General features: G+C 71.0%; 16 protein-coding genes. 3 read left to right on the top strand and 13 right to left on the bottom strand.

The features are described from left to right. The 7 genes from AMK22_RS17785 to AMK22_RS17750 all read right to left on the bottom strand — a co-directional run bounded on the left by AMK22_RS17785 (position 1) and on the right by AMK22_RS17750 (position 11,202). A complete protein-coding gene (locus AMK22_RS17785) occupies positions 1-3,216 on the bottom strand; it encodes a Tn3 family transposase (RefSeq protein WP_073786152.1) in 3,216 nt (1,071 codons plus the stop codon). A gap of 685 nt (positions 3,217-3,901) precedes the next feature. Further along, a complete protein-coding gene (locus AMK22_RS17775; RefSeq protein WP_073786148.1) occupies positions 3,902-4,930 on the bottom strand; it encodes a LacI family DNA-binding transcriptional regulator in 1,029 nt (342 codons plus the stop codon). Between the two features lie 57 nt (positions 4,931-4,987). Beyond that, complete coding sequence (locus AMK22_RS17770) at positions 4,988-6,904, bottom strand: glycoside hydrolase family 36 protein (RefSeq protein ID WP_242434020.1); 1,917 nt, start codon at positions 6,902-6,904, stop codon at positions 4,988-4,990. Between the two features lie 5 nt (positions 6,905-6,909). Next, entirely contained in the window at positions 6,910-7,725 is an 816-nt protein-coding gene (locus AMK22_RS17765) for a carbohydrate ABC transporter permease (RefSeq protein WP_073786146.1), read from the bottom strand. Next, positions 7,722-8,678 carry a carbohydrate ABC transporter permease gene (locus AMK22_RS17760; protein ID WP_079186226.1) on the bottom strand — a complete coding sequence of 319 codons (957 nt, stop codon included), beginning with the start codon at positions 8,676-8,678 and terminating at the stop codon, positions 7,722-7,724. The genes AMK22_RS17765 and AMK22_RS17760 overlap by 4 nt, the downstream gene beginning before the upstream one ends. 5 nt (positions 8,679-8,683) lie before the next feature. Then, positions 8,684-10,015 (bottom strand): ABC transporter substrate-binding protein, encoded by a 1,332-nt coding sequence (locus AMK22_RS17755; RefSeq protein ID WP_073786144.1) that lies wholly within the window; start codon positions 10,013-10,015, stop codon positions 8,684-8,686. Further along, a complete protein-coding gene (locus AMK22_RS17750; protein WP_242434019.1) occupies positions 10,000-11,202 on the bottom strand; it encodes an aminotransferase class V-fold PLP-dependent enzyme in 1,203 nt (400 codons plus the stop codon). Before AMK22_RS17750 ends, AMK22_RS17755 begins: the two co-directional genes overlap by 16 nt. Before the next feature lie 287 nt (positions 11,203-11,489). Here AMK22_RS17750 and AMK22_RS42335 point away from each other — a divergent pair, with 287 nt between their 5' ends. Next, positions 11,490-11,639, top strand: a complete 150-nt coding sequence (locus AMK22_RS42335) for a hypothetical protein (RefSeq protein WP_199883263.1) — start codon at positions 11,490-11,492, stop codon at positions 11,637-11,639. Positions 11,640-11,725: 86 nt separating this feature from the next. Further along, positions 11,726-11,923: a hypothetical protein gene (locus AMK22_RS40100; RefSeq protein WP_073786142.1), complete on the top strand. Its 198-nt coding sequence runs from the start codon at positions 11,726-11,728 to the stop codon at positions 11,921-11,923. A 72-nt stretch (positions 11,924-11,995) separates the two neighbouring features. Here the strand turns inward: AMK22_RS40100 and AMK22_RS17740 are convergent, their stop codons facing one another. Both AMK22_RS17740 and AMK22_RS17735 read right to left on the bottom strand, forming a co-directional pair. Next, positions 11,996-13,141, bottom strand: a complete 1,146-nt coding sequence (locus AMK22_RS17740; RefSeq protein ID WP_073786140.1) for a PP2C family protein-serine/threonine phosphatase — start codon at positions 13,139-13,141, stop codon at positions 11,996-11,998. A 280-nt stretch (positions 13,142-13,421) separates the two neighbouring features. Further along, positions 13,422-13,751, bottom strand: coding sequence for a hypothetical protein (locus AMK22_RS17735; protein WP_073786138.1), 330 nt, complete (start codon positions 13,749-13,751; stop codon positions 13,422-13,424). A gap of 705 nt (positions 13,752-14,456) precedes the next feature. Between AMK22_RS17735 and AMK22_RS17730 the strand changes: the two genes are divergently transcribed. Beyond that, complete coding sequence (locus tag AMK22_RS17730) at positions 14,457-16,568, top strand: S9 family peptidase (RefSeq protein WP_073786136.1); 2,112 nt, start codon at positions 14,457-14,459, stop codon at positions 16,566-16,568. A gap of 65 nt (positions 16,569-16,633) precedes the next feature. Here the strand turns inward: AMK22_RS17730 and AMK22_RS17725 are convergent, their stop codons facing one another. Genes AMK22_RS17725 through AMK22_RS17710 form a run of 4 tightly spaced genes read right to left on the bottom strand, consistent with a single transcriptional unit; the run spans position 16,634 to position 20,584 of the window. Beyond that, the gene (locus tag AMK22_RS17725; protein WP_073786134.1) at positions 16,634-17,650 is read right to left on the bottom strand and encodes an ABC transporter ATP-binding protein; all 1,017 of its coding nucleotides are present in this window, start codon (positions 17,648-17,650) and stop codon (positions 16,634-16,636) included. Next, on the bottom strand, positions 17,647-18,651 hold the full coding sequence (locus tag AMK22_RS17720) for an ABC transporter ATP-binding protein (RefSeq protein ID WP_073786132.1): 1,005 nt from the start codon (positions 18,649-18,651) through the stop codon (positions 17,647-17,649). The genes AMK22_RS17725 and AMK22_RS17720 overlap by 4 nt, the downstream gene beginning before the upstream one ends. Beyond that, positions 18,651-19,637 (bottom strand): ABC transporter permease, encoded by a 987-nt coding sequence (locus AMK22_RS17715; RefSeq protein WP_073786130.1) that lies wholly within the window; start codon positions 19,635-19,637, stop codon positions 18,651-18,653. The genes AMK22_RS17720 and AMK22_RS17715 overlap by 1 nt, the downstream gene beginning before the upstream one ends. Continuing rightward, positions 19,634-20,584, bottom strand: a complete 951-nt coding sequence (locus AMK22_RS17710; RefSeq protein WP_073786128.1) for an ABC transporter permease — start codon at positions 20,582-20,584, stop codon at positions 19,634-19,636. Before AMK22_RS17710 ends, AMK22_RS17715 begins: the two co-directional genes overlap by 4 nt. Positions 20,585-20,593 lie beyond the last annotated feature (9 nt).

The raw sequence follows: 20,593 nt of genomic DNA, 5'->3' as shown, positions 1-20,593 counted from the left end.
TCAGGCCGCCCGGCCAAAGCCTTCGGCAGTCACGTTCTCGTCGCGGAGCTGGGTGAAGTCGACGTCCAGCTTCGGGTCGTACGCCTCGGGCTGGATGCCGACTTCGTGTGTGCTGTACTCGCCGAACCGGTTGATGTGCTCGGTCAGGTACGGCGAGATGTGGGCCAGGTCCTCCGGCTCGATCGTCCAGCCCTCTTCCAGCAGTTGCCGCACGATCTCGGCGATGTCCAGGGCGTTGTGGAAGATGACCGCGTTCGTGAGCAGCGCGTTGAACTTCATCGCCTTCTCCTGCTCGACGGGGTCGTTGTCCGCGATGACGCCGCGGTTGCCGAAGCCGATCCACTGTGAGAAGCCGTTGAATGCTTCGGTCTTGTTCGTCGCCGCTGTGACCCGCCGGCGAAGCGCCGGATCGGAGAGGTAGCGCAGCAGCTGGACGGTGCGGATCACGCGGCCGACTTCGCGGAAGGCGGCGTAGGTGGCGTTCTTCTTGGATCCCGAGCGCAGCCGCTTGAGGAGCGTGGACGAAGAGATCGTGCCCTCGCGTACGGAGACCGCGACCTTCATCAGGTGGCGGAACTGGGACTCGATCAGGTCCCAGTCGATGACGTTCTTCCCCAGTTCGCCGAACAGTGCGTCGATGTGCACGTACTCGGTGGTCTTGCTGGGCCGGTAGAAGGTCAGGCCCTTCCAATTCCTGATCCTGGGCATGAGATCGAAGCCCAACAGGTGCGCGAGCGCGAACACCGGCTGGGACTGGCCCTGGGTGTCCGCATGCACGGTGGTCGGCTTGACCTCGGAGGAGTTCTTCAGCAGGCCCTCGATGATGTAGACGGCCTCCCACACCCCGCACGGGATGAAGTGCGTGAACAGCGCGACGTAGGTGTCGGAGATGTGGTGGTAGGCGATCCCGCCCGGCTTGCCGTACCGCACCGACGTCTCGGCGAGCAGATTGTCGAGGTAGGTGTCCATGTGGGTGCCGTCGGCCGCCACGGTGGTGCCGTCGCCCCACGCCTGGGAGATGTCCAGGCGGGCGTGCGCGTTGACCAGGTCGGCGATCGCCTCGTTCAGCAGCACGATCGAGAAGTGCCGGTTCGCCACATAGGCCAGCTCGTGCCCGCTCACGCCGGGGATGTGGCGGGCGGCCTCGTACGGGCCCATGTTGGTGCCCTTCACGAACGTCGTGATGACGTAGCGGCCGAAGGGATCGTCCAGCTTCGGCTCGTTGCCGGAGGCGGGGCCGAAGCGCTGCCACCAGTCCACCCAGTACGCGGTCCTCGCCACGATCCCCATGAGCGAGCGCTCCGGCATCCTGGCCTTGATCTCCTGCTCCAGGCGCTTCGCCGAGGGCCGCTGTCCCTCCGAGCGGTGCGGCTTCAGCGACGGGATGCCGGTCTCGGGGTCGATGATCAGGCCCTCGTTGTCCGGGTACCCGGCATCCGCCGCCGCGGCGGCCGCGGCGAGCTTGTCCTGAAGCTGCCGGCGGAAACAGACCGCGTCGAATCCGTCGGTCTCGCCCTCCTCGCACAGGCCGACCTCGACCAGATAGGTGCCCAGCTTCTCCTGCACGACCTCCCAGTCCAGCAACTGCTTGGACCAGTCCGCGTACTCCTCCGAGCCGACCACCGCGACATCGCCGGTACGCAGTTCCTCGGCGAGCGCGGTGAAGACCATCGCCTCGAAGTGCTTGCGCACGAACTGCCCCGTACGGGTCTTGTCGACCACGGCCTTGCGCCAGTTCTGCGTGGCGAAGGAGATGTCCACCTCCTTGCCCTCCTCGTCGAAGGCGGTGATGTACTCGCCACGGGTGTGTCGGTGCCGCATCGCGTGCGCGAGCGCGTCCAAGACCCGCCGGTCCTCGGACGTCTCAGTGAACTCCAGCTTCTCGGCCAGGTCGAACATCACCGCGCGGTCCCGGCCGATCTGCCCGTACAGCAGCACCTCCCAGAAGTTGCCATGGTGGGCGGAGACCTTCTCGATCTGCTCGTACTGCTGGTCGAACCCGCCGAGCTCCTCCACCGCCTTCGTCACGGCGCCGAGCCCGCCGGCCTGCACCAGCAGGGCCTTGGCCATCGCCAGGACCGCCGGAGAGACCTTGCCGCCCAGCCGCTGGGCGACCTCGTCCACCGGCGCCTCGTCGTCCAGGCCGTCCAGGGCGTGGCGGGCCTCGGCGGTCATGGCCGCGGCCTTCTGAACCGCCTGGTGGGCGGGGCCACCGTCGTCGATGTTCTTGAGCACCGTGCGGTAGTTCCCGATCAGGGCCTCGACGATCTCCCGCTCGGCGAGCCGGATCGCCTCCAGCTCCTCCTTGGCCCTCTTGGTCTTCGTGGCCACGCGCTTGGTGAACATCGTCGCCAGGTCGTCGCGGACCCGCATCCTCGCCTTGTGCGCCAGGCACGCGATCAGCGCGATCTGCTTGATGGGGGCGTAGTCCCGCAGTTCCGAGGCGTCCGCCGCATCCGCCTCCCCGGCAAAGTCGGTGATCTTCCCCGTGGCCACCGACTCCATCCACACCAACGTGTCGCCGAGCTCATCCAGCCAGTCCAGGCGCTTGGCCAGGTTCTTGAAGTGTGACCAGGTCGGCCCCTTGGCGGGCTTCTTCAACCGGTTGAACAGCGTCGTGCCATCCGAGTCGCGTTCCTCCAACAGCCGCAGCAGTCCGGCCCGCTGAACGGTGCTCATGCGGTCATGGATACCCGCGCGGATCGAGGCGTTCACCTCGGTGCGGATCTTCGAGGCCATCTTGTCGAAGGTGGAGAACCCGGGCAGTTCCAGCCCGGCCTCCACGACCTTCTCCAGCGCAATGTTGATGAGATCCGCGGGCCGGTTCTTCGCCGCAGCCTCCTTGCGGATCGACCGCTCGACAATCCGCCGGGCCTCGCCCTGGTCGTACTTCACGCCGGCCCTCTTGCGGACCAGACCCCGGTGGTGCTTGGCCGTGCGCTCCGCCCGATACAGCGGCAGAGTGCCCTCCGGCAGCTCCACCTGGCGCCGTACGAACTCCACCACCTGCTCCGGCACGTCCTCCAGCGCGGGGAAGCAGCCCATGCGCTGGTAGGACTTCAGCATCAGCAGCAGGGCCAGCAGATGCTCGTCACCATCCGTGGCGTCCGCCGCCCACTGAAGCTCATCGCGAGTCGGCGAGAAGAACAGATGCAGTTCGTGCGCGGTGATCAGCCGCTTGAACCGCGGGTACGCGGTCCGCTCGATCGAGGTCACAATCCCGCTCCGGGCCCAGACGACAACAACATCACGACCAACGACGCTGAGCCGAACGGGTGACGGGATCGAGGCGCTCAGGGCTTCAAGATCAACTCATTGCCCCTTTGACCCGTATCTCGGCGATACCCCATTCACACTGTGGCGGGCCGATCTCGGCGCCCGCAGGAGAGACACCCGTTCGACACGCGACGCACGCTGCTTCGCACCGATCGGCCAAGGCGGGTGCCGGGCAGCGAGGCCCCGCACCGCCGGTCCGAGGACCTCTGACCCCGATACGTTTCGCCGCTCTCGATCCGGGCCTTGTTCCGGGCAGACTCCCGCTCGGCCGCACGTCCTCGACACACACGGACCGACCATCACCGGGGTGCCGCTCTCCCGCTGACATCGGACGCGACCAGGGACGGCTGGCGGCACGGGATGGTGACCCGGGCCTCCGCCAGGACGATGCCCGTCGCCGCGTCGCGATGTACGGGGACGTACGGGCCCCAGTCGGCGTCACCGGGCTCGATCGGGCAGCAGCGTGAACGAGGGACAGGTAGCAACCGGGGTATGCCAGGGGCGTGTGCATCTCCGTCGCACCTTCGCCCATGGCGATCCGGGCGGAATGGAAGACGGGAAATGCCACTCAGCCACGGCACATGGGACACGGCCGCCGAGCCCGTGTGACGGCCGACGGCCGCCGCTACCGTCCCGGTGTGCTGTCGCGCACGACCGGCTCCGCAGGGAGCAGCAGCCCGCTCGCCGGGGCGGCGGCGGGATCCTCGACGGCGGTGATCAGCCGGTCGACGAGGGCGTGGGCGATGGCGGCCAGGGGCAGGCGCGCGCTGGTGAGGGCGGGCTGGAGCAGCGTGCAGAGCGGGATGTCGTTGAAACCGGTGACGGCGACGTCGTCGCCGACGGTGAGGTTTGCGGCGCGGATGGCCTGGTAGGCGGTCAGGGCGAGCCAGTCGCTTGCGCATACCAGGGCGGTCGGGCGGTCGGGGCCGGTGAGCAGGCGCTGGACGGCGTGGGACAGCGCGGCCGGGTTGTCGTCGGGGACGCCGACCTCGAAGGCGCCGTCGGGGGCGGCGGCCGCGGCTTGCAGGAAGCCGGCTCTGCGGTCGGCGAGCCAGGGCAGGGACGCGGCGGAGTTGAGGTAGCAGATCCGGCGGTGGCCCTGGTCGAGCAGGAGTCCGACCAGGGCGGCGGTGGCGGCGGTGGAGTCGATGTCCACCCAGTTCTGCGGGCGGCCGGGGGCGGTGCGGCCGAAGGCAACGAACGGGAAACCGGCCTCGGTGAGCGCGTCGACGCGGGGGTCGTCGTGGACGACGTCGGAGAGGACGAACCCGTCGACCTGGCGGGCCGCGATCAGTCCGTTGAAGGACCTGGCGACCGCTCCGGCGCCCTGCTGGGGGTCGGAACGGAACACCAGGATGCGGTGGCCGACCGCGTCGGCGGCGGTCACCAGGGCCTGGAGGAAGCCGCCCATCAGAGGGTTGGGGTCGGCGGGGTTGTCGGCGGGGGCGGGATAGCCGATGACCTTGCGGGTGCCGGTGCGAAGGCTGCGGGCGGACTGGTCGGGCTGGTAACCGAGTTCGTCGATGGCGGCGGTGACCCGGGCAAGGGTGGTGGCGCGCAGCCGGTGAGGTGCGTTGAGGGCGTTCGAGACGGTCTGGCGGGAGACTCCGGCCGCGTGTGCGACGTCCTCGATGGTCACCTGTCGAGCGGTCATCGTTCCTCTGTGGTCGGCGGGCTGGGGGCGACGGGTGGCTCCCCCAGCCCGCGGTTGTCAGTGCTCGCGGATCAGGGTGAGCAGGCCACCGGTCGGCACGGTCACCGGGTTCGCCCCGGCGACGAGGTCGAGCACGGTCTCGGACAGGATCTCACCACGGCAGTCCTGGACGCGTGCGAGGGCCTGTTCCGGTCGGGTGGCGGTCAGGAGCACCGCAGGGTCGCCGTCCGCGTTGGCGACGAGCAGGGTCTGCGGGCCGTCCGCGGCGTGCCGGTCGGGGAGGGCGACGGGCAGCGGCGCGTAGCGTGCGACCACCGTGGTGTGGTGGTCGTGGGCGCGGACCAGGGGGTAGCCGAGGTCCGGTCGCGTGGGTTCCAGGACACCGAGTTGGAGGACGTCGGCGTACTGGCGGAAGACGCCGAGCCAGAAGCGCAGGGTGGCGAGCTGGTCGGGGCTCTGGGCGGCGAGGTCGACGGAGATCTGCGGCACCGAGAACAGGGCGTTGACGAGGTGGACGGCGATGGCCTCGGGCGTCTCGGCGGAGTTCCACATGATCATGTCGGCGTGGACGGCGAGCGGGCCCGCGGTGAGTCGGCAGTCGACGGTGCGCTGGCGGTTCTCGGCGGGGCTGAGCGGGCAGTCGGTGGCGCGGATCATGGTGGCGTACGGCCACAGCCCGGGGCTGACGTACGGCTGGCGGTGCTCGACGATTATGTCCGGCCGGGTGCGGCGCAGGCGGGCGTCGAGATCGGCGAGCAGTTGGAGTACGCCCTCGTGGACGTCGGTGTGGTCGGCGCCGGCCGGGGCGGGCGGGGGGTCGGTGACGGCGAAGCGGTCGATGAAGTCGAGCTTCAGACCGTCCATGTCCCACTGCTCGACGGCACGGGAGACCTTCTCGACCAGGTAGGCGCGGACCTCGGGGTGGCGGGGGTCGAGCACGGCCGCTTCCAGGTGGGGCTCCTCCCGCAGGATCAGGTCCTTGAAGCGGTCCCAGGCGTCGTTGTGCCGGCCGATGAACGGCAGTGCGTACCACAGGAGGTAGGCGAGGCCGAGCCGGTGGACCTCGGCGACGTGGGCCGCGGGGTCGGGGAAGGCCGCCGGGTTGGGCTCCCAGTCGCCGCAGTGGCCGTAGCCGCGGGCGCGGTCGGTGGTCTGCCAGCCGTCGTCGACGATGATGCTCTCGCAGCCGACGGTCGCGGCGAGGGCGGCCTGGCGTTCGACGGCGGCGGTGTCGACGTTCTGGTGGAGGCTGTACCAGGTGGAGTAGGCGGGCATCCGGGCGGCGGGGGCGGTGCCGGGGTGGTGCAGGCCCTCGGCCCACCAGGCGGTGACGGCCTGCAGGGTGGCGGCGAAGTGGCGGCCGCTGAGGTCGATCCGCAGCCGCAGTGGCGGCCCGTCCGGAGTGAGGTCCTGTTCGACGGCAAAGGCGAACTCGCCGCTCTCCTCCACTACGCCGGCGCCGACGCGTACGGGTGCGGAGGTCTCGCCGGCGGCTGCGGTGCACAGAGCGCGGTCGTCGGCGCCGATCAGACTGGCGACGGGGGCGCCCAGGGCGAGCGAGACGGTCCGGGGGGCGATCCAGGACGGCAGCAGCCAGCGGGAGGCGTTGGTGTCCGGGGTCCAGTAGGCGGTGGCCGCGATGCAGGGGACCCGCCATTCGGCGCGGACGGTGGCCGCGGCCGACGTCGTGACCTCGATCAGGACCACGTTGTCGCCGACCGGGGTGACGGTGGTGTCCAGCCGGTCGCAGCCGAGCCCGGTGAGGTGGACGGTGAGCGGGGCGTCGGTGGAGTGGAGCAGGCCGGTGGCGAGCTGCCGGTGGACGACGGTGTCGGGGGTGGCCACGGCCGGCGTGTTCGGGCGCCAGGCCGGGACGGGCTGCTGCGGGGTGGCGTCCTGGGAGGCGGTACCCGGCTCGATGAGCGACTGCGGGCTCTCGGTGAGCTCGTCGGCGGGGCGCGGTTCGGGGGTCACGGTGGTCACTCCTTGGTGGCCCCGGCCAGCAGGCCGGAGATGAATTGGCGTTGCAGGACGAGGAAGAGGGCCATCACGGGGATGGCGGCGATGCCTGCGGCGAGCAGGACCTGTGCGTAGTTGGTGGTCGACAGCCCCTGCAGGGTGGCGGTGGCCACGGGCAGCGTGTACATCTCGGGGCTGCGCAGCGCGATCAGCGGCCAGACGAACTGGTTCCAGCCGCCGAGGAAGACGAACAGCGCGAGTGCCGCGATGATCGGCCGGTTGACCGGGATGACGATCCGCCACAGCACCCGTAGTTCGCCGGCGCCGTCGACGCGGGCAGCGTCGAGGAGTTCGTCGGGCATGGAGCGCAGTGCCTGCCGCATCAGGAAGATGCCGAACGGGGTGACCAGGCCGGGCAGGATGATGGACTGGTAGGAGTCGATCAGGCCCAGTTCCATCATCATCTGGAAGATCGGGATCAGCATGACCGTGTCCGGGATGACCAGGGTGCTGAGCAGCAGGACGAAGAAGAGATTGCGCCCGCGGAACTCGAACTTGGCGAAGGCGTATCCGGCCAGCACCGAGACGGCGACCGCACCGATCGTCTGGACGCCTGCCACCAGGAGGGTGTTGAGCAGGACCCGGACGAGTCCGATGGACTCCTCCAGCCCGCGGAGGTTCTCCATGAGGTGGCCGCCGGGCAGCAGTTTCGGCGGCCAGGAGAACACGTCCTTGTCCTCCTGGGTCGCGGCGATGGCGAGCCAGTAGAACGGGCCGACGCAGAGCGCGAAGGCGCCCGCGAGCAGCAGGGTGAGCAGGGGGCCACGGGGCTTCACCGGCGCTCTCCCATCAGGCGGACCTGCACGATGCCGAGCACGGACACGATCAGCGCGAGCGCGTAGGCGATGGCAGAGGCGTAGCCGAAGTCGAAGTACTTGAAGCCGTTGTTGTAGAGGTACATGGTGACCGTCAAGGTGGCGTTGTCGGGGCCGCCGCCGGTGAGGACGTACGGCTCGTCGAAGAGCTGCAGGGTGCCGATGGTGGAGAGCACCACGGTGAGAAGCAGGATCGGCCGCAGCTGGGGAAGGGTGATGGAGAAGAAGCGGCGGATCGGTCCCGCGCCGTCGACCATCGCGGCCTCGTACAACTCCTTGGGTATGCCCTGCAGGCCCGCGAGGTACATCACCGCGTTGTAGCCGGTGTAGTGCCAGGTGATGACGAGGACGACGCCCACACGGGCCCAGAAGGGGCTGCCGAGCCAGTTCACCCGGTCGACGCCGAACAGGGAGAGGACCCAGTTCAGCAGCCCGGCGTCGCGGTTGAGGATCACGGAGAACATCACGCCCGCGGCGACCAGGCCGGTCAGCGAGGGGACGAAGACGCCGAGTCGCCAGAGCGGGCGCAGCCGGACCTTGGTGGAGTTGAGGGCGAGGGCGACGAGCAGGGCCAGGCCGAGCATCAGCGGCACCTGGACGACCAGGATCAGCGCGGTGTTCTTCAGCGCGGTCCAGAACAGCGGATCTTCCAGCAGGCGCCGGTAGTTGGCGAGTCCGGCGAAGGTCCTGTCGTCCCCGCTGCCGGTGGTGAGGCTGATCCAGAGCGAGGAAGCTATGGGGTACGCCTTGAAGATCGCGAAGCCCAGGACGGCGGGCATGATCAGCAGGTAGGGGACGGAGCCGCGGGTCAGCAGCCGGCGTCGGCGCGGGCGGGCGCGGCCGGTGCGCGCGGGGGTGCCGCGGCCGGCCGGGGTGACGGTGGCGGGAGCGCGTTCGGACGGGGCGAGGGTCATGGTGGTCAGGCCGCCTGCTGCCGGCCGGTCTGCTGGGCGAGCCGTTCGGCTGCGTCCCTGAGGGCGCGGGCCGGGTCGGCGTCCTTGAGCAGCACCCGGCTCTGGGCGTCGCTGGCGAGCTTGAGGGCTCGGGTGTAGTCGCCGGTGAAGTTGGTGGGTTCGGAGCCGGAGGAGAGCGTGTCGACGAAGGTCTTCAGCACCTTCTGGCCGCCGTAGAACGGGTGGGGCGCGCTGAACCTCGGGTCGGCGTACGCCGCGCCGAGAGCGGGGAAGACACCGCCGGAGGTGAACATCCGGTTGATCTCGGCGGGCTTGGTGAGCGCGTACTCGATGAATCGCCAGGCGGCCCGGCGGCGCTTGCTGGAGGCGGCGACGGCCAGGTAGGTGGAGTTGACGATGGCGCTGCGCCCGCCCCCGGGAACGGCGGCGGGAGGCTGCATGACGCGCCATTTCCCCTTCTGGTCGGGGAACTTGGTGGCCAGGTACTCGACGGCCCAGGCGGGGTCCGGGGAGGTGGCGAGCTTCCCCTGGCCGAGCAGGCGTTTCCTGGTGCCCTGGCCCGCGGTGTCGGCGAGCAGGCCGCCGTCGTCGAGCCGCTTGATGATGGTGAGGGCCTGGACGGCTTCCTGGGAGGCGAGCGTGATCTTGCCTTCCTGGTTGAAGTAGAAGGCGCCCTGGAGCTGCATCAGGTTCTGGAAGAAGTCCATGTCCGGGGTGGTGCCGGGCTTGTCGAGTCCGAGCAGTTGGGCGCCGGTGGCGGCGCGGATCTTCGGTCCGGCGGCGATCAGGTCGTCCCAGCTGCTGATGGCGGCGGGGTCGACACCAGCCTTCTCGAAGTAGTCCTGCCGGTAGAACAGCCCGAGCGGGTTGACCTCCCACGGGAGGGCGTGGGCGGCCTTGTCCTTGCCCATGACGGTCGGCCACAGCCCCTGGGCGAAGTCGCTCTTGTACCGGTCGGCCCCGAGTCTGGACAGGTTGGCGAGGCCGTCGGGGAACTTCTCCAGGTAGCCGGGCAGGTAGTCGACACCGATGTGCAGGACATCGGCGAGTCCCTTGCCGCTGGAGGCGAGGCCGACGGTGATCTTGTCCCAGATGGCCGGGTTGCCGACGTCCTGGATGTCGACCTCGATGCCGGGGTTGTCCCGCTCGAAGGAGGGGACGACCCCGCGCAGGGCTTCGGCCGCGGTGGTCCAGCTCCAGACGGTGATCCGGCCGCTGTCGCCGTCGGCGCCGGCGCTGTCGCCCGATCCGCTGCCGCCGCAGGCGGACAGGCCGAGCCCGGCGGCGGAGGCGGTGGCGAGCTGGAGCAGTTGGCGGCGGCTCAGTTGATGGGGCATGTCGGCTCCTGGGGATAGTGGGTTGTGCGGTGAGTGAGGGTGTGCAGCGCCTCGGCAAGCAGGTCCGCCGCGGCGCCCGGGGTGGAGGCGTGGGGAGACAGCCGGATCCACTCGTCGCGGCGGGTGGTGATCAGGCCGGCCGCTTCGAGGGTGTGGTGGACGGTGGCGGGGTCGTGGCCGGGCAGGCGGAAGGTGCCGATGCCGGCGCGCTCGTGGGGGCCGAGTCCGTCCAGCAGGATGTCGGCGCCGGCCCGCCGTGCGCGGTCGAGCAGGTCGGCAAGGTTGGCTCGGATACGGGCGCCGACGGCGGCCGGGCCGCCCTGGTCGAACAGGTCGTCGATGGCTGCGCCGATGGCCGCGGCGGCCGGGAAGTCCGGGTTGGTGGCGAGGTGGGCGGCGGCCCCGGGCAGCGGCGGCGCCGGGTGCCGAGGCGCGAAGGGCTCCGCGACGCCGGCCCATCCGCCGAGCCCGGGAGCCAGGCGCTCGGCGCACCGGTCGCGGATCAGTAGCAGTGCGGCTCCCCAGCCGGCACGTAGCCACTTCTGGCCGCCGCTGACGAGGATGTCGGCGGCGTCCGCTTCGAGTGCGACGGCACCCAGGCCCTGGATGGCGTCGACGATCAGCAGCCGATCGGGCCCGAGGACCTCCTTGAGGGCGGCGAGCGGCGCCAGGTGGCCGGTGAGCGAGTCGACGGCGCTGACGGTGAGGGCGGTGACGTCGGGAGTGAGGTGGCGGCGCAGGAGGTCGGGGGTGATGTGCCGCTGCCCGGCCGGGTCGACGAGGCGGACCGCGGGGCCGCCGCGGTCGGCGAAGCGGAGCCAGGGGTAGAGATTGGCGGGGAACTCGCCTCGGGGCACCAGGACGGTACCGGGGCCGTGGAGTGCGGCGGCCACGGTGAACAGGCCGTTGCTGGTGGACGGGGCGAGGGCGATTTCGTGCGGGCGGGCGTCCAGCAGCCGGGCCGCCGCGGTCCGGGAGGCGTCGCTGAGGGCGAACAGCCGGTCGAGGTCGGCGGGGTCGACGCGGGCGGCGAGCGCGGTCGTGGCGGCGAGCGCGGCGGCGGCCGGGCGGGAGAGCGGGCCGACCCTGGCGTAGTCGAGGTAGCCCGTCCTCGGACCGTCGGCGGGACCCGGACCGGAGGCCGCGGGGGCGGCGGCTTCGGGCGCCCGATGAATTTGATCGTTCAAAAATCTGCCCTAACGGAGCCTGTTTTGTGCACTTCCAGGAATTTGAAGGATCACATTAGGGAGATCGGGTCGACCCGGCAAGAGGTTCAGCGCAACTGCTTTCCGGCGAGCCGGCCGACTTCGCGCGGACGGGCGGCATGCGCAAGTCCGTCCCGGTCCCGCGAATCTCTCCCCCACGGCGCGGGAGGGCCCCTGAAGGACGGCAAGGAGTTCCGCTTCGCCCGGCCGGAGGCCTGGGGCGAGCCGGGCAGCCACCGTGCAGGTCACCCACCGGTACGGCGCCTGGCGTGGAACGCAACCACCCACGACTGGCCACCCGCTCGGCATGGATCGACCGGACCAGTGGACTCCCCCTCGTCGGGGGTACGGTGATCCGCCTCCAGGCCGACCACCTGCCCGGCGGAAACGGCACACTGCTCCGCAGGAACTCGGCCTGAGCACCGCCCGTGCGGGCCAATGGTGCAGTCGCGTATCAGAACTCCCCGAAGAGCTCGGTGGAGTTGCCCCGGCGGCCGCCGGGCACGTGCCCGTCCCACTGACCGGCAGCGACTACCTGGAACTGCTGCCGGTACGGTGGCAGGCCATCACTGAACGCGGGATCCGTCTCCCTCACCGCACCTACGACTGCGACCTGCTGGGCCCCTACCGGGGCCAGGACTCCGATGTGGTGGCCCGCGACGGGAAGTGGCTGCGCCGCGCCGTGACATGCCTGCACGGTTGATCCATCATCTGACCTGCACGAAGTACTCACGAACCCCGGATAAGCACCGATCCGACCGCTCGCCCCAGCCAGTCAGGCGTTGTCGTGGGTGGTGCCCACTGCGGTGGGTGTCCGGCGGAGGGTGTGCTGGACGGCGATCACGGCGGCGTCGTCGGTCAGGTGGCCGCCGACGTGGGCGAGCAGGTCGGTGCGCAGGTGGTGGATCAGCGCGGAGGGGCTGTGGAGGGTCCAGGAGGCGGCGCGCTCGGTCAGCGGGTAGAACACGCCCAGGGGGTCCCGGGCCTCGATCACTCCGTCGGTGTGCAGCAGCAGCAGGTCTTCGGGCTCGAAGGTGAAGGTGTCGACGTGGTAGGCGGCAGCGGTCAGTTCGCCAAGGCCCAGAGGCGGGGCGGGGCGGGTGGCGTGCAGCGCGGAGGCATGCCGACCGCGCAGCAGCAAGGGGGGCGGGTGCCCGCAGTTGACCACGTGGATGAGCGGCAGCGCGTCGGGGATGTCGAGAAGTGCGGCGGTGATGAAGCACTCCCCGGCCCTCTCCGCCTCGGAGGGCTCGGCCAGGTTCCAGCACACGCTGTGGTCCAGATAGGCCGCGAGCTCGGGCAGGTCGGCCTGGCGGTGCGCGGACTCCCGGAAGGCGCCCAGCAGCAGGGCGGCGTCGCTGATCGCGGTCAGGCCCTTGCCCATCACATCGCCGATGATCAGCCGGGTGCCCGTGGCAGTGCGGATAGCCGCGTACAGGTCGCCGCCGATCATGGACTGCGACTGTGCCGCCAGGTACATGGAGGCCACCCGCAGCGGGCCGATCCGCCGCGGCAACGGCCGTAGCACCGCCCGCTGCGTGGCCTCCGAGACCATCCGCACCAGCGCCAGCTCACGAGCGCGCCGCTCGTTCAGATAACAGAAGACCGTCACGATCACCGACACCACCAGCAGGGCGACGAACTGCGAGTCGAAGTCCATCGTGCCGAGCAGGTGGGCGTCCAGGCCGATGACGAGCATGCCCACCATCGCAATGGCGGCGATCGCCCCGGTGACGAAGGTCGAGGCGAAGGACGCGGTGAGTGCGGGCGCCACGATCAGCAACGACGGCCCCAGCGGCAGGCCGAGCGCCACTACGTCCACCATCACGATGACCACGATCAGAGCGAGCGGAAGCACCAGCAGGGCGTCACCGGCCTGCCGTGGTCGACTACGCTGCGTGAACCGCTGCAGCAATCCCATGCCTTCTGCATACACCCGACCAGGCAGCCGCGCAGGTGTATGCACCGCCATCTGCCATCCAGCGAGCGTCAGCGCGAACGCGGAGAGTTCCGCCAGGCGCTTCTCCGCCTGGCGGACGTGGCGCGGCGTGGCGCACCGGCTCGGTGGCTTCGCTACGGGCCTGGTCATCGCTTGGCTGATCGCCCGGTGCTGACCCATGCCGCACCCGTCGGGCCCGTCACTCTTCCAGTGACGGGCCCGACTCAGTGGCTCGCGGCCTGTGAGGCCTTCGGAGGAAGACTCATTCCGTGCGAGGCTCAGCTGCGATGATCTTCGCGTCGCGGTCGCACCACACCGTTGAAGTGCCTCCAGAGGCAGCCCAGTTGCCGTAGTGCCAATACCTGTACTTCCTGGCATCCAGCGTCTCGCACCTGATGGCGAGGAAGAACGATCCGCCAGTGCAGGAGATCCTCGCCCCCTTGTGACCGCCGCTGCCGTCGATGATCTGCGGATAGCTCGGACAGATGAGCGCCGTGGTCCCGGCCGAGGCCGGCGACGCGAGGCCGAGCATCCCAGCGCCGGCCAGCGCGACAGATGTAGCGACGGCTGCGACCCGAGAACGAATGGACATGTTGTCCTCTCCTGGTGGTCCTTCGGCGTACGGAGGGAAGGAGGCTAGCCGTCCCGGCCACGATTCGGTAGAGGCCTGCCGGCACTGCAACGGTCTTTGTGGTGACGGTTGCAGCCCACCAACTGCACCGGCAGCAACATCCCCGTCCCGCACTGCGCCGGCTGACACAACAGAGAACTCAGCACGCGGCGTCGGTTGCGGTGCATCGCAAGGCGGAGGAACGTCCGCATACCGGATGTATGCGGACGTTCCGACAATGCAGCGAGGTGTCGTAGCTGACGCCGCGCGCCCGCCAGGGGTTGCGGGACAGCCCTTGGGGTGACCTTCACTCCGTCACCCCGAGCAGCGTCGAGTAGGCACTTACCAGCTGGCGCCCCGGCGCGTGATCGGGTTCAGCGTGCGCGGCGAACTGCTCAACCGTCCTGCGAGAACGGCACTGCCCGGATTCCAGGGCCATGACTTCGTCGAACGCCTCGTCGAGATCGCCGATGTCGTGGGTCGAAACGAAGTCGGGGTACTTCAGGGTGACCTCGACGGTGGCCGTGGTGCCGGGGGGAGGTCGAGCAGCTTGACGGTGAGGGCCTCGCCGACGCTGCCGACGGCCGGGACCGTCGAACCCGTGACGTCGACGGTCGAGGGGGCAGGGGTCCAGCCGGCGAACTCCATCCCGTCCGGATGTGGTATTTCACATGTGACACTACAACCATGGATGACTTCCTCAGACTCTCCGCGAGCACCGCCAGGTTCACCCACGGCGCCCCTCGCGCCTTCTCCTTCGGGGACGACGGCCGCCTCCTCTGGTTCCTGCGCTCCACCGGTCCCACGGATCCCGTCGACAGCCTCTGGGTTCTCGACACCGCCACTGGCGCCGAGACCCTGCTCGCCGACCCCCGCGCCCTGTGGACCGGGCCGGGCGACCTCCCCGGCCCCCTCCCCCTCGCCGAACGCAGGCTGCGCGAGCGGACCCGGCTCGTCGCCGCCGGCATCGGGGGCTACGCCCTCTCCGGTGACGGCCGACGCGCCGTCTTCGCCCTCTACGGACGGCTCTATGGAGTCCAGGCCAATGTCTCCACCGCCTCCACCGCCTCCACCCTCGGCCCCGAGGAGATACCCACCGCCGGTCCGGCCGTGGACCCCCGCCCCAATGCCGACGGTTCCCGCACCGCGTACGTCAGCGGCGAGGTCCTCCACGTCGTCCCCGGCGGCCGCGTCAGCCCCGCCGACGGAGCCCGCTGGGGGCTCGCCGAGTTCGCCGCCGCCGAAGAGCTGGGCCGCTCCCGCGGTCACTGGTGGTCCCCCGACGGGGTCACCCTGCTCGCCGCCCGCGTCGACGAATCCGCCCTCTCCCGACGCTGGTTCGCCGACCCGGCGCACCCGGAGCTCCCGGGCGAGGACTTCGCGTACCCCGAGGCGGGCGGCCCCAATGCCCGCGTCGAGCTGTGGGTACTGGGCCCGGACGGCGCGCGGACCCGGCTGGAATGGGACGCCGGGACGTACCCGTACGTCTCCGACGCCGGGTGGGAGGCAGCGGACGAGATCCTGCTGACCGTCCAGGACCGGCTCCAGCAGACCGTGCTCCTGCTTTCCGCCGACCCGGCGACCGGCAGGACCCGGGAACTGTCGCGGACCACGCACCCCCACTGGGTGGACCCGCTCATCCCCGGCACCCCGGCGCGCCTCCCCGACGGACGGATGCTGACCGCGGCCGACACCCCCGGCGGAGCCGCCCGCGCCCTCGCGGTGGACGGGGTCCTGCTCACCGGCGACGGCATCCAGGTGCGTGCCATGGCCGGTGTCCACGAGGGGCGGCTGCTGATCGAGGCCGGGCAGCGCGATCCCGCCGAACAGCAGGTGCTGCTCCTCGACCCCACCACCGGCGCCCTCACCCCGCTCGCCGACGGGCCCGGGGTGCACAGCGTCCGGGCCGGCTCCGGGAACCTGCTGCTGACCACCGCCGACGCCGACGGTATCCGGCACACCGTACGCACCGCCGACGGCCGGGAGCTGCGCCCCGCCGACCTGTCGCAACCGCTGCCGTACCGGGTCGAGCCCGTCCTGGAGCGGGTCACCGAGCACGCCGTCCCCACCGCCCTGGTCCTGCCCCGCGACCACGTCCCCGGCACGCGGCTGCCCGTCCTCATGGACAGCTACGGCGGCCCCGGCATGCAGGACGTCTGCGCCGAGCCGCGCCGCTGGCAGCACCGCCAGTGGTGGGCCGACCAGGGCTTCGCGGTGGTGACCGTGGACAACCGCGGGACCGCGTACGTCTCCCCCGCCCACACCCACGCCATGTACCGGGGCTTCTCCGAGGTCACCCTGGAGGACCAGGTGGCCGCGCTGCACGCGCTGGCCGCCCGCCACCCCGACCTCGACCTCGGCCGGGTCGGCATCCGCGGCTGGTCGTACGGCGGCTACCTGTCGGCGATGGCGGTGCTCCGCCGCCCGGACGTCTTCCACGCCGCGGCGGCCGGGGCCGCGCCGACCGACTTCCGGTACTACGACACGGCGTACACCGAGCGGTACCTGGGCCTGCCCCAGGAGAACCCCGAGGTGTACGAACGGGACTCCCTCATCCCCGACGCCGCCGCGCTGTCGCGGCCGCTGCTGCTGGTCACCGGCCTGGCCGACGACAACGTGCACCCCTCGCACACCCTGCGGCTCTCACAGGCCCTGACCGACGCGGGCCGCCCGCACCAGCTGCTCGCCCTGCCCGGTGTCACCCACATGACCCCGGGCGGGACCCGGGAGAAGGTGATGGCGCTGGAGCTGGAGTTCTTCCGCCGCGAACTCGGGCTGCAGCGCCCGGGACCGCGGTAGTGGCGGCAGGGCCCCGGGGACGCCTTCGCCCCCGGGGCCCTGCCTCTTTCTTCCCGTGATCCCCGTCAGTCACCCGGGAAGTGACACGCCACCTCGCGCGAGGCGGCAAGCTGCAGCAACGGTCGCTCGGTGCGGCAGATCTCCCGCGCCTTGGGGCAGCGCGGGTGGAAGGTGCAGCCCGGGGGCGGGGCGGCCGGGCTCGGCGGGTCGCCGAGCAGCACGATCCGCTCCCTGCGTCGTTCCGCCGCCGGGTCGGGCAGGGGTACGGCGGACAACAGCGCTCGTGTGTAGGGGTGCTGGGGGCTCTCGTAGAGGGACTTCTTGTCTCCGATCTCGACGATCCGCCCGAGGTACATGACGGCGACGCGGTCGCTGACCCGCTTGACCACCGAGAGGTCGTGCGCGATGAACACGTAGGCGAGGCCGAGTTCCGCGCGGAGGCGTTCCATCAGGTTCACGATCTGGGCCTGGACGGAGACGTCGAGCGCGGACACCGGCTCGTCGGCCACGATCAGCCGGGGGCCGGTGGCCAGCGACCGGGCGATGCCGATGCGCTGGGCCTGGCCGCCGGAGAACTCGTGCGGGTAGCGGTCGATGTGCTCGGGGATCAGGCCGACCAGCTCCATCAGCTCGGCCGCGCGCCGACGGGCGTCGGCAGCGCTCCGGCCCTGTACCAGCAGAGGGTCGGCAATGATCCGGGCCACGGTCTGGCGGGGGTTGAGGGAGGAGTGCGGGTCCTGGAAGACCATCTGGATGTCGCGGCGCAGCGGCCGCAGGGCCCGCTGCGAGATCCGGCTGATCTCCCGGCCGTCGAAGGCGATCCGGCCCGAGGTGGGCTCCAGGAGCCGTACGAGCATGCGGCCGGTGGTGGACTTCCCGCAGCCGGACTCCCCGACGAGGCCGAGGGTCTGCCCGGCCGCCAGGTCGAAGGAGACCCCGTCTACGGCGCGCACGGGCGCCCCCCGGCGCCCGGTCGCGGTCCGTCTCCCCGGGAAGGTCATGGTGAGATCCCGTACGGACAGCAGGGGTCCGGCGGCCGAGGTGTCCGTCCCGGTGACGGCGGTGGTGGCGGTGGTGGTCATCGGGCAGCCTCCTCGGCGGCCTGGGAGCCGGCGTGGTGGCAGGCCACCGTCCGCGCCGGCCCGTTCGTGTCCCCGTGGGCCAGGAGTTCGGGGCGTACGTCGGCGCAGGGGCCGGCGGCGCGCGGGCAGCGGGGGGCGAACGCGCAGCCGGGCGCCGGGATGAGCAAGGAGGGCGGGGAGCCGGGAATGGAGGGCAGCGGCACGTCGTCGGCGGTGTCGAGGCGGGGCAGCGAGTCGAGCAGCCCCCGGGTGTAGGGGTGGGCGGGGTCGGCGAACAGGGCGTCGGCCGGGGCCTGTTCGGCGGCTCGGCCGCCGTACATGACCAGCACCTCGTGGGCGACGCGGGCGACGACGCCCAGGTCGTGGGTGATCATGACGACGCCGAGACCGCGCTCCTGCTGGAGGCGGGCGATCAGTTCCAGGATCTGGGCCTGCACGGTGACGTCGAGGGCGGTGGTGGGCTCGTCGGCGATGAGCAGTTCGGGTTCGCAGGCCAGGGCCATGGCGATCATCGCGCGCTGTCGCATGCCACCGGAGAACTGGTGCGGGTACTCCCCGGCCCGGCGGGCGGGTTCGGGGATGCCGACCTCGCCGAGCATGTCGACCGCCCGCTGGCGGGCGGCGGCCCGGCGGGCCTTGAAGTGCACCCGGTAGTGCTCGGCGATCTGCTCGCCGACCGTGTAGTAGGGGTGCAGGCTGGACAGCGGGTCCTGGAAGATCATGGCCATGCTGCGGCCGCGGACCTTGGAGAGCTCCCGCTCGGACAGGCCCGTCAGCTCCCGGCCGGACAGCCTTACGGAGCCTGCGACTTCGGCCCCGGCCCGGTGCAGGCCCATGACGGCGAGGGAGGTGACCGACTTGCCGGAGCCGGACTCCCCGACGATGCCGAGGGTGCGGCCGGCCTCGACGGTGAAGCCGAGCGAGTCGACGGCCCGCACGGTGCCGCGCGGAGTGGTGAAGGTGACGCGCAGATCGCGTACCTCCAGGAGCGGAGCGTCCATCAGTACCTCACCCTCGGGTCGACGACGGCGTACAGGAGGTCGACGACGAGGTTGGCGACGACGATGAAGAAGGCGGCGAGCAGGGTGACCCCGAGAACGACGGGCTGGTCGGAGCTGACCAGCGCCCCGTAGAAGAGCCGGCCGATGCCGGGGAGCCCGAAGATGGACTCGGTGATGACGGCTCCGGCCAGCAGCCCGCCGAGGTCGATGCCGAAGATGGTGAGGATCGGGGTCATTCCGGAGCGCAGCCCGTGTTTGACGACGACCGTGCGCTCGGGCATGCCCTTGGCTCGGGCGGTGCGGATGTACGGCTCGGCCATCGCCTCGATCATGGAGCCGCGGCTCTGGCGGGCGTACATGGCCGCGTAGAGCAGGGCGAGGGCGGTCCAGGGCAGCAGCAGGTTGGTCGCCCAGGCGAGCGGGTCGTCGGAGAAGGCCTGGTAGGTGGGGTAGGGCAGGAGTCCGGCAACGCGGATGACCCCGTAGATGAGCAGAACGGAGGTGAAATAGACGGGCAGGGAGGCGGCGGCGACGGCGCCGACCATCAGGGCCTTGTCGGTGACGGTGTCCTTGCGCAGGGCGGCGGTGACGCCGGCGCCGAGGCCGAGGAGGAGCCAGAGGGCGGCGGCGCCGAGGGCGAGGGAGGCGGAGACCGGGAGCCGGTCCATGAGCAGGTCCCACACGGGCAGGGAGTTCTCGTACGAATAGCCCAGGCAGGGGAAATCGCAGGCGACTGCGTACTGGCCGGTGCCCAGGGTGCGGCCGGTGAAGATGCCGGTGAGGAAGTCGGCGAACTGCCGCCACAGGGGCTGGTCGAGGCCCAGGTAGGCGCGTACGTCGGCGAGGCGCTCGGCACTGCAGGTCTTGCCGCAGGCGGCGGCGGCCGGGTCGGCGGGCAGGACGTAGAAGATGAGGAAGGTGACGGCGGCGATGGCGAGGAGCACGCCGACGAGGGCGAGCAGGCGGCGGGCGAGGTAGAGGATCACGTGCGGCCGCCCCTCGGGTCGAGGATGTCGCGCAGGGCGTCGCCGAGCAGGGTGAAGGCGAGCACGGCGAGGAAGAGGAAGACGCTCGGGATGACGAAGTACATGGGGTCGGTCTCGTAGAAGGCGACGGACTCGGCGATCATCTGGCCCCAGGAGGGGGTGGGCGGGCGCACGCCCACGCCGAGGTAGCTGAGGGCGGCCTCGGTGCTGATCATCCCGGGGATGAGCAGGGTGGTGTAGGCGATGACGGGGCCCGAGACGCCGGGGAGGATGTCGCGGGTCAGGATCCGCCAGGAGCCGGCGCCGCCGACGCGGGCGGCGTCCACGTACTCGCGGTGTCTGAGGGAGAGGGTCTGGCCACGGACGACGCGGGCGACGCCGGGCCAGCCGAAGACGCCGATCACGACGGTCATGAGGAGGATGCGGTTGACGTCCTTGGCGACGGACAGCATCGCGATCATGAAGATGAGGGACGGGAAGGACATGGTCAGGTCCATCAGCCGGGACAGGACGGCGTCGGTACGGCCGCCGAAGTAGCCGGCGGCGATCCCGGCGGCGGTTCCGGCGACGACCACGATGGCGGTGGCGGCGAAGGCGATGAGGAGGGAGATCTGGGCGCCGTGGACCACGCGGGCGAACAGGTCGCGGCCGGTGACGGGTTCGACGCCGAGCCAGTGCTCGGGGCTGATCCCGCCGAAGGAACCGAGGGGCTGGCCGCCGAGGTAGGGGTCGACGGCGGACTTGTCGAACTCCTCGGGGGACCAGCCGCCGAGCGAGCCCAGCCAGGGGGCGGTGGCGGCCATCAGGACGAAGAGGAGGACGACGCAGAGGCTGACGCGGACGGCGGGGCGGCGGCGGAGCTCCCGCCGGGCGAGCTGCCAGGGGCTGCTGCCCGGCAGGGCCTCCTTCACCTCGCGGGCTGCGGGGGTGGATGCGGTGGCGGTCATGGCGGGCCC

The sequence above is a fragment of the Streptomyces sp. CB01580 genome, from assembly GCF_001905795.1.
Taxonomy (GTDB): Bacteria; Actinomycetota; Actinomycetes; order Streptomycetales; family Streptomycetaceae; genus Streptomyces.
Note: the sequence above shows the minus strand (reverse complement) of the source record. Positions and strands in the feature narration are given on the sequence as shown.